Annotated in this window: 13 protein-coding genes; 3 read left to right on the top strand and 10 right to left on the bottom strand. The window is 69.6% G+C overall.

All coding sequences use genetic code 11. The features are described 5' to 3' along the window. Positions 1–21: 21 nt before the first annotated feature. Positions 22–189: a hypothetical protein gene (locus tag ABZ854_RS25655; RefSeq protein WP_164992281.1), complete on the bottom strand. Its 168-nt coding sequence runs from the start codon at positions 187–189 to the stop codon at positions 22–24. A gap of 147 nt (positions 190–336) precedes the next feature. Here ABZ854_RS25655 and ABZ854_RS25650 point away from each other — a divergent pair, with 147 nt between their 5' ends. Then, positions 337–963 carry a TetR family transcriptional regulator gene (locus ABZ854_RS25650; RefSeq protein WP_129306420.1) on the top strand — a complete coding sequence of 209 codons (627 nt, stop codon included), beginning with the start codon at positions 337–339 and terminating at the stop codon, positions 961–963. A 10-nt stretch (positions 964–973) separates the two neighbouring features. Here ABZ854_RS25650 and ABZ854_RS25645 read toward each other — a convergent pair whose 3' ends face one another. Next, positions 974–1,963 (bottom strand): YafY family protein, encoded by a 990-nt coding sequence (locus ABZ854_RS25645; protein ID WP_361214822.1) that lies wholly within the window; start codon positions 1,961–1,963, stop codon positions 974–976. 100 nt (positions 1,964–2,063) lie between these two features. Here ABZ854_RS25645 and ABZ854_RS25640 point away from each other — a divergent pair, with 100 nt between their 5' ends. Next, the gene (locus ABZ854_RS25640; RefSeq protein WP_361214820.1) at positions 2,064–2,663 is read left to right on the top strand and encodes a TIGR03086 family metal-binding protein; all 600 of its coding nucleotides are present in this window, start codon (positions 2,064–2,066) and stop codon (positions 2,661–2,663) included. 71 nt (positions 2,664–2,734) lie between these two features. On the opposite strand, the gene ABZ854_RS25635 is transcribed toward ABZ854_RS25640, so the two are convergent. After that, on the bottom strand, positions 2,735–3,595 hold the full coding sequence (locus tag ABZ854_RS25635; protein ID WP_361214818.1) for a thioesterase family protein: 861 nt from the start codon (positions 3,593–3,595) through the stop codon (positions 2,735–2,737). A 153-nt stretch (positions 3,596–3,748) separates the two neighbouring features. On the opposite strand from ABZ854_RS25635, the gene ABZ854_RS25630 reads away from it, so the two are divergent. After that, positions 3,749–4,984, top strand: coding sequence for an alpha/beta hydrolase-fold protein (locus ABZ854_RS25630; protein WP_361214816.1), 1,236 nt, complete (start codon positions 3,749–3,751; stop codon positions 4,982–4,984). On the opposite strand, the gene ABZ854_RS25625 is transcribed toward ABZ854_RS25630, so the two are convergent. The 7 genes from ABZ854_RS25625 to ABZ854_RS25595 all read right to left on the bottom strand — a co-directional run bounded on the left by ABZ854_RS25625 (position 4,893) and on the right by ABZ854_RS25595 (position 13,450). After that, positions 4,893–5,552: a trimeric intracellular cation channel family protein gene (locus tag ABZ854_RS25625; protein WP_361214814.1), complete on the bottom strand. Its 660-nt coding sequence runs from the start codon at positions 5,550–5,552 to the stop codon at positions 4,893–4,895. The genes ABZ854_RS25630 and ABZ854_RS25625 overlap by 92 nt on opposite strands. Before the next feature lie 43 nt (positions 5,553–5,595). Continuing rightward, the gene (locus tag ABZ854_RS25620; protein ID WP_361214812.1) at positions 5,596–6,987 is read right to left on the bottom strand and encodes a M1 family metallopeptidase; all 1,392 of its coding nucleotides are present in this window, start codon (positions 6,985–6,987) and stop codon (positions 5,596–5,598) included. A gap of 101 nt (positions 6,988–7,088) precedes the next feature. Then, a complete protein-coding gene (locus tag ABZ854_RS25615; RefSeq protein ID WP_361214810.1) occupies positions 7,089–8,477 on the bottom strand; it encodes a dipeptide ABC transporter ATP-binding protein in 1,389 nt (462 codons plus the stop codon). Further along, positions 8,474–9,565, bottom strand: a complete 1,092-nt coding sequence (locus ABZ854_RS25610) for an ABC transporter ATP-binding protein (RefSeq protein WP_361214808.1) — start codon at positions 9,563–9,565, stop codon at positions 8,474–8,476. The genes ABZ854_RS25615 and ABZ854_RS25610 overlap by 4 nt, the downstream gene beginning before the upstream one ends. Next, positions 9,562–10,569, bottom strand: coding sequence for an ABC transporter permease (locus tag ABZ854_RS25605; protein ID WP_361214806.1), 1,008 nt, complete (start codon positions 10,567–10,569; stop codon positions 9,562–9,564). Before ABZ854_RS25605 ends, ABZ854_RS25610 begins: the two co-directional genes overlap by 4 nt. A gap of 71 nt (positions 10,570–10,640) precedes the next feature. Next, on the bottom strand, positions 10,641–12,416 hold the full coding sequence (locus ABZ854_RS25600; protein WP_361214804.1) for an ABC transporter substrate-binding protein: 1,776 nt from the start codon (positions 12,414–12,416) through the stop codon (positions 10,641–10,643). A 35-nt stretch (positions 12,417–12,451) separates the two neighbouring features. Continuing rightward, the gene (locus ABZ854_RS25595; RefSeq protein ID WP_361214802.1) at positions 12,452–13,450 is read right to left on the bottom strand and encodes an ABC transporter permease; all 999 of its coding nucleotides are present in this window, start codon (positions 13,448–13,450) and stop codon (positions 12,452–12,454) included. Positions 13,451–13,642: the final 192 nt, after the last annotated feature.

Genomic DNA, 13,642 nt, shown 5'->3' with positions numbered 1-13,642 from the left:
CCAGGAAGTCGGTGCGGACGGTCAGTTGGCCGAGGACTGGCGGCGGCGGCCGTGGCGCTCGCGGATCGCGAAGACGCCGAGCCAGACGGCGATGACGGCGGCCAGGACGGCGGTGACGGTCAGCGGCGCGTGAGCGACGGTGCCCAGGACGACGCCGAGCAGCATGAGTGCGGCGACGAGGAACAGCATGGGATCGGATCCCCCTCCGAGATGCCTCGTGTGTGTAGGCCGGTGTGAAGTTTCGGTGAACAATTGTAGTAACAGTTGTTCACTGACTTCGAGTCTAGCGCTTCCCACGGCTTTGCAATTCCAGAGAACAGTTGTTAACTGGATGACATGAGTCACACCCTCGGCATCCGGCAGGCCCAGAAGCAGAAGACGCGGCAGGCGTTCCTGGACGCGGCGCTCACGCTGCTGGAGGAGCAGAGCCTGAGCAGCCTGGGCCTGCGCGAGGTCACCCGGGCCGTCGGGGTGGCCCCGACCGCGTTCTACCGGCACTTCCGGTCCACCGCCGACCTCGGCGTGGCGCTCGTCGACGAGGCGCTGGGCAGCCTGCACCCGATGGTGCGGACGACGGTGTCCGGCACCGGCAGCAGCGTGGAACGCATCGCCCGCGCCGTGGAGTTGATCGGCCACCACGTGGACACGTACCCGGCTCACGTGCGGTTCATCGCGCGTGAGCGGCACGGCGGGGTGCAGCCGGTACGGGAGGCCATCCAGGCCCAACTGGCCCGGTTCGCCGAGGAGGTGAAGGCCGAACTGGCGGGCGACGCGCAGGCCGCGGGCTGGAGCGACGACGATCTGCTGATGCTGGCCCACCTGTACGTGGACCAGATGCTGATCACCGCCTCCCTCTTCCTGGAGGCGCTGGAGGGTCCGGCCGAGGAGCGCGAGCGGGTCACCCGACTCGCCACCCGGCAGTTGCGGCTCATCAGCATCGGCCGCCGGCACTGGCTGGACTGAGCCACGCCCCTCACCGGCGGCGTCGTCGGTCGGCCGGGGTCTCCCCCTCGTACCGCGCAAGCACCGCACGGGCGCCCGCCACCAGTTCCGCCCGCGCCTCGGGCGGGGCGAGGACCTCCACCCGGTCGGAGAACGCGAGGAGTTGGCGGACCGCGCGCAGCACCGGGTAGGACAGCCGGACGGTGACCCAGTCGCCCTCACCGTCGTCCTCGGGGGGCGCGGTCAGCTGCTGGGCGGCGATGCGCCGGAACATGTCGAGGTGTTCGCGGCGGATCCGGACCGTGACCTGGATCCCGTCCGGCCGCTCCTCGACCTGCCTGCGCAACGCCTCCCAGGCGTCGGCGAGTTCGATCCCGGACCGGCGCCGCACCGGGTCGTCCAGCAGGCGGGCGGAGTGCACCCGGTCGGCCCGGAACAGCTGGGGCCGGCCGCGCCGGTCGGCGACCAGGTACCAGGTCCCGGCCTTGGCGACGAGGCCGTAGGGATCGACGGTGTACGTCCGCGGCTCGCGCTGTCCGCTGTGCCGGTAGCGCAGCTTCAGGCGCCGGTCGGAGAACACCGCGTCCTGCAGGACGTCCAGGTCGACGGCCTGCTGGGGTCCGCTTCTCCACCGGGTGGCGTCGACCAGGACGCGCCGGCTGGTGACCTCGGCGGCGGGCCGGTGCGGCGCGGGCAGTGCGGCCATCACCTTGCGCAGGGCCGAGCCGAGTGCCGCGTCCAGACCGAGCGCGGCGTGGGCGCCCTGGGCGGCGAGGATGAACAGGGCGCGGGACTCGTCGGCGGTCAGCCCGGTGACGTCGGTACGGAATCCCGCGAGGAGTTCGATGCCGCCGTGCCGGCCGCGCTCGGCGTAGACGGGGACACCGGAGGCCGACAGCGCCTCGACGTCCCGGTAGATGGTGCGGACCGACACCTCGAGCCGGTCGGCGAGTTCGTGCGCGGGGACCCGGCCCCGGGTCTGCAGGAGCAGCAGGATCGACAGCAGCCGGTCGGACTTCACCGGCCCACAATCGCGCCGGGAAGCGCTCGACGCAAATGTTGACGGGTTCTGTCAGGTTTTCCGGGCACGCTGCGTCCTACCGACTGAGGAGAGGTACACCATGACCAGCACCGGTTTCACCGACCCGCGTCCCGTCTACGTCCGCGCCACCGAGCAGGCGGCCGCGCTGATCAAGACGGTCCGCCCCGAGCAGCTCACCGGGCCGACGCCGTGTGCCGAGTTCGACGTACGCGCGCTGCTGGGCCACGTCGTGGGCGGCACCCGGCGGATCGCCGTGGTCGGCGAGGGCGGCGACGGAATGGCCGTCGAGCCGACCACCGAGGGGGTGCCGGACGACGGTTGGGCGGCGGCCTACGACGAGGTGCGCGTCCGGGTGCTGAAGGCCTGGGAGAGCGACGAGCGGATGACGACGGCGGTCACGGTGCCGTGGGGCGAGGTGCCGGGGCACGCGGCCCTGTCCGGCTACGTCATGGAGATCGTGACCCACACGTGGGACCTCTCCGAGGGGCTCGGCCGGCCTCTCGAACTCGACCCCGAGGTGGGGGCGTTCGCTCTCGCCGCCGCCCGGCAGCTCCTCCCGGACTCCCGCCCGCGCGACGAGCAGACCCCCTTCGACACGCGCCGCGAGGCGCCCGAGGGCGCGGATGTCTACGGCCAGTTGGCCGCGTGGATGGGCCGTGAGCCCCTCGACCGGCCTTGACGACGGCGCCCTGAACGGGCGCGGGGAACTGCGCGACCAGCCACGACGGCGCGACACCCGTACGACGGTCGTCAGCCCAGTCGTACCCGTGCCAGTTGGCGCGACTGCGCCACCAGTCGCCCCTCGCTGTCCCAGACCTCCGCGTCCTCCTCCAGGAAGCCGCCCGCCAGGTTGCGGGTGGTGATGGAGACGCGGAGGGGGCCGGGGGCGGGGCGGTGGCGGACGTGGACGGTGAGTTCGACCGTGGGGACCCAGCCCTTCAGGCCGATCTCGAAGGCCGTCGGCGGCAGCGCGTCCACCGCCAGCAGCAGGGACAGCGGGTCGGGGTCGCGGCCGTCGGCCAGCCCGAACCAGGCCCGCATCTCGCCCTTGCCGGAGGGCGCGCCGAGGGCCCAGCCGAGGGTGGAGGGGTCGAGCTTGAGCATCAGCCGGTCGGCGATGGCGGAGCTGCCCTCAACCGGCGCCGGACCGTCCTCGGGGCCGAAGCACTGCTCCATCGGCGGGATGGCGGGCGGCTCGGCGGTCGTACGGACGTCGTCCGGGAGGGTGGAGAGGTCGCCGTAGGAGGCGAGGACGCGGATGCGTTCGACCTCGTTGCCGTCGTCGTCGTACTGGAAGAGGGACGCCTGGCCGGTGGAGAGGGTGCGGCCGGTGCGGACGGTCTCGGTGCGGACGACCGCCCGGCCGGGCCGGGAGGCGGTCAGGTAGTGCGCGGAGACGGTGAACGGGTCCGGGTGCGGGAGGGTGTCCGCGAGGGCCCGCCCGAGGACGGCCAGCAGATAGCCTCCGTTGACGGCGCTGATGATGGTCCAGCCGGCCGAGAGGTCGATGTCGTAGACACCGGGCTCGCGCCGGATGACCGCGGTGTCGCGGTCGAACTCACTGTCGCCGGTCCGGGCCGGTGCGGCCGGTGCGGAAGCTGCTTCGGGCATGGGTGAACCGTACAACAGGTAATTACTAAGCGGTAGCTTTTTGTCCCCTGGGTGCATGATCCACTCCCGCTCCCGGGTGAGATCCCGGCAATTTCTCGGTAAGTGTCCGGACACGTCCACAACCCCGTGCTTCCGATTCGCCTCTATGGGGACATGAGCCTCACCGGGACTTCGTTCCTCTACACGACCATGGTGCTGTCCGTGGTCGCCCTCATACTGCCGCTCGCCCTGTGGTCGAGGATGCGGGGGCCGAGGTTCCTGCGCACCGCGGCCCGGGTGCTGATGCTGCTGTTCGCCCAGGGTACGGCCGTCACCCTGGTGTTCGTCCTCGTCAACAACCAGAACAACCTGTACGACAACTGGGCCGACCTGCTCGGCACCGGCAACCACGTCCAGCGGGCGGCCGACCTGGGACAGGACGGCACGGGCGGCATCTCGCTGAAGCGGCTGCCCAAGATGAGGCAGGAGTTCGAACCGGCCACCGGCCCCGGGATGCGCGCGGCCGGCGGGGTCCGGGTCACCCAGCTCAAGGGCCGGGTCTCCGGAGTGAACGCCGAGGTCTACGTCTGGCTGCCCCCGCAGTACAACGAGCCCGCCTACCGGCACCGCACCTTCCCGGTGGTGGAGCTGCTACCCGGCTACCCCGGCTCGGCGAAGGCCTGGTTCGGCTCGCTGAAGGCGCACGAGCAGTTGCTGCCGCTGATGAGGAGCGGGCAGGTGGCGCCCTTCATCCTGGTCTCACCGCGCACCAACCTGCTGGCCGGCGTCGACACCGGCTGCGCCAACATCGCGGGCACGGTGAACGCGGACACCTGGCTCAGCATCGACGTGCCGAAGATGGTCACGGACAACTTCCGCGCCCAGGCGGGTCCGCGCGGCTGGGCGGTGGCCGGCTACTCGGCGGGCGCGCACTGCGCGGTCAAGCTGGCCGTCGCCCACCCGGACCGGTACCGGGCCGCGGTGAGCATGTCCGGCTACAACGACCCGATCGGCGAGCGCAACTCGCTGGCCGCGCAGAGCCCTGCCCTGCGCGCCGCGAACAACCCCTACCTGCTCCTCAGGAAGAAGCCGGAGCCGCCGCAGATCGCGCTCTACCTCTCCGGGGAGTCCGGCGACGGCTACGAGTCGGGGATGGCGCTGCGGTCGATCGCCAAGGCCCCGACGACCGTGCACGTGGCGTTCCTGCCGCGCAGTGCGGGCGGGCACACGATGGCGCTGTGGCGGCCCCAGGTCACCACGGTCTTCCGCTGGCTGACCATGCAGATGGGCCAGAACCGTCCCAGGGGTGTGGACCGGTCTATTCTTCCGCGACGTTCGTCCGCCGGTTCCACGCACGCGGCGCTCGCCAGTGGAACCGCATCGCGAGCAGGCGCAGGACGAAGGCGGTGACGACCGCGAGCCCGGTGGTCAGCGGGTTCAGCACGTCGTAGCGGATGCACAGCGCGACCATGGTGGCGCCGACGATCGCTGGGACCGCGTACAGGTCGCGGTCCCAGCGCAGCAGCGAGGGCACCTCGTTGGCGAGCACGTCCCGCAGCACACCGCCACCGACGGCCGTGGCCAGGCCGAGGGTGGCGGAGGAGGTCAGGCCGAGGCCGTAGGCGTACGCCTTGGTCGTCCCGCTGACGCAGAACAGGCCCAGGCCCGCGGCGTCGAAGACGAGGACGGCCGCCTGGATGCGCTCGACGTGCGGGTGCAGGAAGAAGACCACGAGCGTGGCGAGCAGCGGGGTGAGGAAGTACCCGAGGTCCGTGAACGCGGACGGCGGTACGGCCCCGATGACCAGGTCGCGGAACATCCCTCCGCCCAGTGCGGTGACCTCGGCGAGCACGGCGATGCCGAAGACGTCGAAGTTCTTCCGGACGGCCAGCAGCGCGCCGGAGATCGCGAACACGAAGATGCCGATGACATCGAGCGTGTGCTGGACGGAGGGACTGAAGAGTTGCTGGTACTGCACCCGGCCATTCTCACCCGGCCGGGCCGGACCGACGCGCGGCGGCCTACAGAGCGGGCTTTCCGGTCGTGTAGAGCCAGGTGTGGAAGAAGCCGTCGAGCCGCTGTCCGCTGATCCGTTCCGCGAGGCGGACGAAGTCTGCGGTGTCGGCGTTGCCGTAGCGGTGGAGCCTGGTCCAGGCTGGCAGCAGGCGGAAGAACGCGGTGTCGCCGATGCGTTCCCTGAGGGCCTGGAGGGTCATCGCGCCGCGCTGGTAGACGGCGGAGGCGAACATGGTGTCGCGCTGCGGGTCGGCGACCTCGGTCTGCCAGAAGGAGGAGTCGGCGGGTCGGGAGTCGTAGCCGGCCAGGAAGGAGTCGTGTGCCGAGCGGGTGCCCTGGTGCTCGGCCCACAGCCACTGGGCGTAGGTGGCGAATCCCTCGTTGAGCCAGACGTCCTGCCACCGGCGCACGCTGACGGAGTCGCCGAACCACTGGTGGGCCAGTTCGTGGACGATGGTGGTCTCGTTGCGGACGGCCGAGTAGGCGGGCTTGCTCTGCACCTCCAGGGAGAACCCGGCCTCGGGCATGTCGTCGACGATGGCGCCGGTCTCCTCGAACGGGTACGGGCCGAAGATCTTCGACCAATAGTCGGTGGCGGCGGCCGTGACGGCGTAGACGTCGACGCTGTTGCTGTTCTTCAGCACCGGGTCGATGGCGACGTAGACCGGGATGCCGCCGGGGGTACGTCCGGTCCGCACGTCGAACTTCCCGATGGTGGCGGTGGCCAGGTAGGTGGCCATGGGCCTGCTCTCCCGCCAGTGGGTGTACGTCGAGCCGCCCCTGCTGCGCGTGGAGACGAGCCGGCCGTTGGAGACGGCGGTCAGGCCGCGGGGGGCCTTGATCCGGATGTCGTAGGTGGCCTTGTCGGAGGGGTGGTCGCTGGACGGGAACCAGGTGGAGGCGGCGTTGGGTTCGCAGGCGACGAAGACGCCGTCGGGGGTCTTCATCCAGCCGTACTTCGAGCCGAAGACGATGGGGCCGGTCAGGGGCTCGGGTACGCCGCCGTAGGTGACGGTGACCGTGAAGTGCCGGCCTTTGCGCAGTGTGTGGCGCGGGGTGATGGTGATCTCGTCCCCGTCGCGGGTGAAGTGGGCGCGTCTGCCGTCGACCTCGACCCTGGAGACGTCGAGTTTCTGCAGGTCCAGGTCGAAGGAGGAGAGGTTCTGGGTGGCGCGGGCGGTGAGGGTGGTACGGCCGTCCATACGGCCGGTGCCGGGGTCGTAGGCGACGGAGAGGTCGTAGTGGCGGGCGTCGAAGCCGCCGTTGCCGAGCTTCGGGAAGTAGGAGTCACCGATGCCGGGGGCGCCGGGTGTGGGGGCGCGGGTGGCGCCGATGGCCAGGACGGAGGCCGCCGCGGTGGCGAGGGCCGCTAAACGTGCCGAACGGGAGAGTGCCATGAGTCGTCCCTTTCGAGCGTGTTCCGTTGCGGTGGACGGACACGGACGACTGTGCGCTCTCCCGTTCAGGCATGTACATGACTTTGCCGAGTCGTCATGTGCTACTTGCCGGTTGACTCCTGGGAATCGGCCGCGGCGGGCTTGGCGTCGGCCTCCGGCTTGGTGCCGGCGTCGGCCTCCGGCTCAGGCTCGGCATCCGCTTCGGCGGGCGTCTCAGGCTCGGCTTCCGTCTCGGCAGCCGCTTCCGCCTCTGGGGCCGGTTCCGCGTCCGCCTCGGCGGCGGTGCCGCCGGCCGGCTCCTCCACCGGGCTGTCGGCCGTCTTCGCCGGCGTGCCCGTCGAGGTCTTGGCGCCCTCGGCGGTCTTCTCCGCCGTGCCGGCGGCCGCCGCCGTCTCCTCCGCCGTACCGCCGGAGGCCACCAGCTCCGAGGCCTCCTTCGCCGCCGACAGCAGGACCGTGTCCTGCGGGGCCTGGTCGGCGAAGTTCTCGGGGTGGTGGCAGGCGACCTGCTGACCCGGCCTCAGCTCCACGAGCTGCGGCTCGGTCGTCCTGCAGATCTGCGTCGCCTTCCAGCAGCGGGTGTGGAAGCGGCAGCCGCTCGGCGGGGCGATCGGCGAGGGCACGTCACCGCGCAGCAGGATGCGCTCGCTCTTGACGCCCCGGCGCGTGGGGTCGGGCACCGGCACGGCCGACATCAGCGCCTTGGTGTACGGGTGCATCGGGGACTCGTACAGCTTGGTGCTGTCGGCGAGTTCGACGACCTTGCCGAGGTACATCACCGCGACCCGGTCCGAGACGTGCCGGACGACGGACAGGTCGTGCGCGATGATCACGTACGTCAGGCCCAGCTCCTCCTGGAGGTCGTCCATGAGGTTGACGACCTGGGCCTGGATCGACACGTCCAGCGCGGACACCGGCTCGTCGGCGACGACCAGCTTCGGCTTCAGCGCGAGCGCGCGGGCGATGCCGATGCGCTGGCGCTGGCCGCCGGAGAACTCGTGCGGGTACCGGTTGTAGTGCTCGGGGCTCAGGCCGACCAGCGACAGCAGCCGCTGGACCTCCTTCTTCACCCCGCCCTCGGGCTCCACGTTCTGCAGCCGGAAGGGCGCCGAGACGATCGAGCCGATGGTGTGGCGGGGGTTCAGGGAGCCGTACGGGTCCTGGAAGATCATCTGGATGTCACGGCGCAGCGGGCGCATCTGCCCGGCCTTCAGCGTCGTGATGTCCTGGCCCTCGAAGTGGATCGTGCCGCCGGTCGGGTCCTGGAGGCGCGTGATGACCCGGCCCATGGTCGACTTGCCGCAGCCCGACTCGCCGACCACGCCCAGGGTCTCGCCCTTGCGCACCTCGAAGTCGATGCCGTCGACGGCCTTCACGGCGCCGACCTGCCGCCGCAGGATGCCCTTGCGGATGGGGAAGTGCTTGGTCAGTCCCTCGACCTTGAGCAGCGCCTCGCCATCGGCGGACTTGGTCTTCTTCGTCTCACTCACAGCTTCGGCGCAATCTCTTCGGTCCAGATCCGCGTACGGTCCTCGGCCGAGAGGTGGCAGGCGGACCAGTGTCCGGTGCTCACCAGCTCCAGCTCGGGACGCACCGTGCGGGTGACGTTCCCCTTGGGCAGGTCCGCGTACGGGCAGCGCGGGTGGAAGGCGCAGCCCGAGGGGACGTTGATGAGGCTCGGCGGCTGGCCCTTGACCGGGATGAGCCGCTCGGAGGTCTCGCGGTCGATGCGGGGCATCGAGCCGAGCAGGCCCCAGGTGTAGGGGTGCTGCGGCTGTTCGAAGACCTCGCCGGCCGGTCCGCGCTCGATGCACCGGCCGCCGTACATGACCAGGACGTCGTCCGCGATCTCGGCGACCACACCGAGATCGTGGGTGATCATGATGACGGCGGAGCCGAACTCCTTCTGCAGGTCCCGGATGAGGTCGAGGATCTGCGCCTGGACGGTGACGTCGAGGGCGGTCGTCGGCTCGTCCGCGATGAGCAGTTCGGGGTTGTTGACCAGGGCCATGGCGATCATGGCGCGCTGGCGCATACCGCCGGAGAACTCGTGCGGGTAGCCGTCGACGCGCTTGTGCGGTTCGGGGATGCCGACGCGGTCGAGCATCTCGATGGCCCGGGCGCGGGCCACCTTCTTGCTGACGTTGTTGTGCACCCGGTAGGCCTCGACTATCTGGGCGCCGACCTTGTAGTAGGGGTGCATCGCGGACAGCGGGTCCTGGAAGATCATCGCCATCTCGCGGCCGCGGAGCTTGCGCACCTCGTCCGGGGCGGCGGAGACCAGTTCCCTGCCGTCCAGCCAGATCTCGCCGGACATCTGGACGTTCTTGCCGCGCGCGCCGAGCCGGTGCAGGCCCATGACGGCCAGCGAGGTGACGGACTTGCCGGAGCCGGACTCGCCGACGATGGCGAGGGTGCGGCCCTTCTCCAGCGAGAAGCTGAGCCCGTCGACGGACTTGACCAGGCCGTCGTCGGTCGGGAAGTGCACCTTGAGGTCGCGGACTTCGAGGAAGGCGTCCGGCGTGCGGTCGGGCGTGGGTTCGCCGACGGCGGCGCCGGTCTTGGACAGTTCGGTCACGAGAGCCTCACCCGCGGGTCGGCGGCGGCGTAGAGCAGGTCCACCAGGAGATTTGCGATCACGACGAAGAAGGCGGCGAGCAGGGTCACGCCGAGGATGGGCGGCAGGTCGTTGTCGGTGATGCCCTGCACCGCGTACTCGCCGATGCCGTGCAGCGAGAACACCGTCTCGGTGATCACCGCGCCGCCGAGCAGCAGACCGAGGTCCATGCCGAAGACGGTGATGATCGGGGTGAGCGCGGCCCTGAGGCCGTGCCGGACGACGACCTTGCGCTCACGCAGGCCCTTGGCGCGGGCCGTGCGGATGAAGTCTTCGTTCATCGTCTCCAGCATGCCCGAGCGGGTGAGCCGGGCGTAGATCGCGGAGTAGAGCAGCGCGAGGGAGCACCAGGCGGGGAAGAGGGTGTTGGCCCACTGCGCCGGGTTCTCGGTGAGCGGTACGTAGGTGCGGCCGAAGATCGGCCACTGGTACGTGAAGAGGAGGATCGCCAGGTTGCCGGTGAAGAACATGGGCAGCGAGACGCCGGTGAGCGCGACGCCCATGAAGGTGCGGTCGAAGACCGAGCGCGGCTTGAGCGCGGAGATGACACCGATGGTGACACCGGACAGCAGCCACAGCACGGCGGCGCCGGAGGCCAGCGAGAGCGTCACGGGCAGCCGCGAGGTGAGCTGCGGCCAGACCGCCTGGTGCGTCTTGAACGAGTATCCGAAGCACGGCGCGTTGCAGTGCGCCGTGGTGGGTCCCAGGTCGTAGGTGGCGCCGGCCACGATGCCCTTGATGAAGTGCCAGTACTGGAGGTACAGGGGCTGGTCAAGACCCAGGTTGTGCTTGACCACGAGGATGTCGGCCTTCGACGGGCTCTTGCCGAGGTACTGCGTCGCCAACTGGTCGGCGGTCTGGCCGGCCAGCCGTGGCAGCAGGAAGAAGATGGCGAAGGTGACCGCGGAGACGACCAGCAGCAGGATCACTGCCGCGAACGTCCGGCGGAGGATGTACGAGATCACGGGGGCCGGCGCCGGTGCCCGCGGGTCAGGAACCCGCGGGCACCAATGCCTTCACCTGCCTTCCGGGGCTGCTACTTCGAGGTGCCGATGTTGAGGTAGTCGTACTGACCGCTCCAGGCGGCCGACGACACCAGGTTGGTGGCCTTCGGCCGGGCCAACAGGACCTTGAAGTAGGCCAGCGGAACGATCGCGGCGTCGTCCATGGCCTGCTTGTCGATCTGCGTGTAGACGCTGTTGCGCTCGTTGGTGTCCTGCGTCCCGATCGCCTTGGCCAGCATGTCGTTGACGCTCTTGTTGTCGTACGACGACAGGTTCGTGTTACCGGACTGGCTGATGGCCTTGCCGTTCAGGATCTGCTGCAGGAAGCCGTAGCCGGACGGCCAGTCGGCGCCCCACTGCATCATCATCAGGCCGACGTTGTTCTTCTCGGTGAACTTCGGCACGCCGGCGTAGTCGGTGAAGTACTTGCCCGACGGGTACGTCTTCAGGGTGGCGTTGATGCCGACCTTCTTCAGCGAGCTGATGATCGCCGTGGCGGCGTCGATCTCCGGCTGGCGGTCGGTGCGCGCGGTGATGTTCGTCGTGATCGACTTCTTGCCGCAGGCCTTCAGCTGCGCCTTGGCCTTGGCGACGTCACCCTTGTTGCCGGGGGTCGCGTAGACGTCGGCCTTCTGGTAGCCCGGGATGTCCGGCGGGAGCACGGTGGAGGCGATGTCGCCGCGGATCGGGCCGCCCTCGGCGGTCTGCACCGAGACCTTGTCCACCGCGTACTCGACGGCCTTGCGGCAGGCCACGTTGGTGAACGGCGCCACCTTGGTGTTGATCGCCATGTAGACCAGGCGGCCACCGTAGGTGTTGTCCGTGTTGGCCTTCTTCGAGGCGTCGCTGAGCAGCTGCGCCTGCGTCTGGGCCTGGACGCCCGTGCCGCCGAGGTCGATCGCGGTGCCCGCGAGGACGTCCTTGTCGATCGTCTCCGCGTTGACCTTCAGGTTCACGACGATCTTGTCCGGGAGCGCCTTGCGCAGCGGGTCCGTCTTCGCGTCCCAGTTGGAGTTGCGCACGAGGACGGCCTGCTTGCCCTCGTCGTAGCTCTGGAACTTGTACGGGCCCGAGGACACGATGTGCTTGACGTAGTCGACGCCCTTGTCCTTGGCCTGGGGCACCGGGGCCGTCTGCGGGGCCGCGACCAGGTAGTCGAACTCCTGGAAGGCCTGCTTCAGGTGGAAGACGATCGTGGTGGCGTCCGGCGTCTCGATGGACGACAGGCCCTTGGCGCTCTTGTCCTTGTAGGGGCCCTTGTACTTGTCGCCGCCGACCAGGAACTGCTGGAAGTAGTTCGGGCCGAGGGAGAGCACGTCACGCGCGAAGTTGGAGCGCTCGACGGCGTACTTGACGTCCTTCGAGGTGATCGCCGAGCCGTCCTCGTACTTCAGGCCGGAACGGAGCTTGTACGTCCAGGTCTTGCCGCCGTCGCTGGGGACGCCCTTGCCCGCGGCGAGGTCCGGGACGAGGGTGTTGCCCTTCTGTCCGGCGCCGGGCTGGAACGTCATCAGCGGGCGGGCGTACAGCCGGCTGAAGTTGTACATGTAGGCGTAGTACGTGTTGCCCGGGTCGAAGGAGTCCGGGACGTCGGACAGCTCGTAGGTGAGCGTCCCGCCCTTCTTCGAGGAGGCGTTGACGACACCCTTGGTCGCGGCGTTGGCCCCGGCGGACTTGCCGCTGCCGTTGCCGTTGCCGCTCGAGTTGTCATCGGCCTTGCTGCAGCCGGCGAGCAGCAGGCTCGCACTTCCGATGGCCGCGATCGCGGCCAGCGCTGACCTTCGCATGATGGGTGCTTTCCCCTCCATAGTCGGAAACTTGTTGGGCTCTCGGTGGCAGGCTGTCAGCGGCTGCGCGGGTCGAGAGCATCGCGGAGACCGTCGCCGAGCAGGTTGAACGCCAGGACGGTCACGAAGATGGCGAGGCCGGGCACGATCATGTACTGGGGATCGACCTGGTAGAAGGTCACCGCTTCGCGGAGCATGCCGCCCCAGGAGGCCTGCGGGGGCTGGATGCCGACGCCGAGGAAGCTCAGGGACGCCTCGAAGAGGATGTTGGTCGGGATGAGCAGCGTCGAGTAGACGATGATCGGGCCGACCAGGTTGGGCATCAGCTCGCGGAACAGGATGTACGGGCCCTTGGCGCCCAGTCCCCGGGCGGCGTCCACGAACTCGCGCTCGCGCAGGGCGAGGGTCTGGCCGCGGACGATCCGGCCGAGGTAGGGCCAGTTGAAGAAGCCGATGACGAAGATCAGCACGCTCAGGTGCAGCGGCAGGCCGTTGAGGCCGAACGCGCCGCCCTGGAGGGTGGCCGAGATCGCGATGGCGAAGAGCAGGAGGGGGAAGGCGAGGAACGTGTCCATCAGCCGGCTGATGATCGCGTCGACCCGGCCGCCGTAGTAGCCGGCGACGACGCCCATGATCGCGCCGATGACGTTCGACAGGATCGTGGCGCCGAAGGCGACGACCAGCGACACCCAGGAGCCCTCCAGGACGCGGGTGGCGATGTCACGCCCGAACTTCGGGTCCACGCCCAGCGGGTGATCGAGGCTCATGCCGCCCATGCCGCCCTTGGGCAGCGAGGTGTTGGCGTCGATCAGGTCCTGGTGGAAGGCGTTGGGGTCGAGGCCGAACATGGCCTGGATCGGACGCGACAGGACGGCGACGAGGATCAGCAGGAGCACGATGACGCCGCCGGCGACGGCGACGCGGTCCTTCTTGAACCGGGTCCAGGCGATCTGGCCCAGGGAACGACCCTCGATCTGCCCCTTTCCTGCACCCTCCAGCACGGCTTCCGGCTGCGCCTCGGCTGCCGCCCCGGTGGTCTCGATCGGTGCGGTCACGGTGAGCGACCCCTCTCGCCGGTGGTGACCGGCCTGCGCCTGCCGCGGATTGCGGCTTTGTCGACTTGCTCCCGGACACGTGGTCGTCGACCGCGTGTCCGTGACTCGGGAGTCTTCAGCGTGTTCGCGATCACCCGCCAGATGTGACGGGGAATATATGCGCAACCGTGATGCAGTGCGGAGGATTCCGTT

Source organism: Streptomyces sp. NPDC047028 (assembly GCF_040644095.1).
GTDB lineage: Bacteria > Actinomycetota > Actinomycetes > Streptomycetales > Streptomycetaceae > Streptomyces.
Note: the sequence above shows the minus strand (reverse complement) of the source record. Positions and strands in the feature narration are given on the sequence as shown.

Excerpts from the sequence above, each read along its gene's own strand:
- ABZ854_RS25655 (WP_164992281.1), bottom strand. The coding sequence starts at position 189 with ATGCTGTTCCTCGTCGCCGCACTCATGCTGCTCGGCGTCGTCCTGGGC.
- ABZ854_RS25635 (WP_361214818.1), bottom strand. The coding sequence starts at position 3,595 with ATGCCCGAAGCAGCTTCCGCACCGGCCGCACCGGCCCGGACCGGCGAC.
- ABZ854_RS25600 (WP_361214804.1), bottom strand. The coding sequence starts at position 12,416 with ATGGAGGGGAAAGCACCCATCATGCGAAGGTCAGCGCTGGCCGCGATC.
- ABZ854_RS25630 (WP_361214816.1), top strand. The coding sequence starts at position 3,749 with ATGAGCCTCACCGGGACTTCGTTCCTCTACACGACCATGGTGCTGTCC.
- ABZ854_RS25640 (WP_361214820.1), top strand. The coding sequence starts at position 2,064 with ATGACCAGCACCGGTTTCACCGACCCGCGTCCCGTCTACGTCCGCGCC.
- ABZ854_RS25620 (WP_361214812.1), bottom strand. The coding sequence starts at position 6,987 with ATGGCACTCTCCCGTTCGGCACGTTTAGCGGCCCTCGCCACCGCGGCG.
- ABZ854_RS25650 (WP_129306420.1), top strand. The coding sequence starts at position 337 with ATGAGTCACACCCTCGGCATCCGGCAGGCCCAGAAGCAGAAGACGCGG.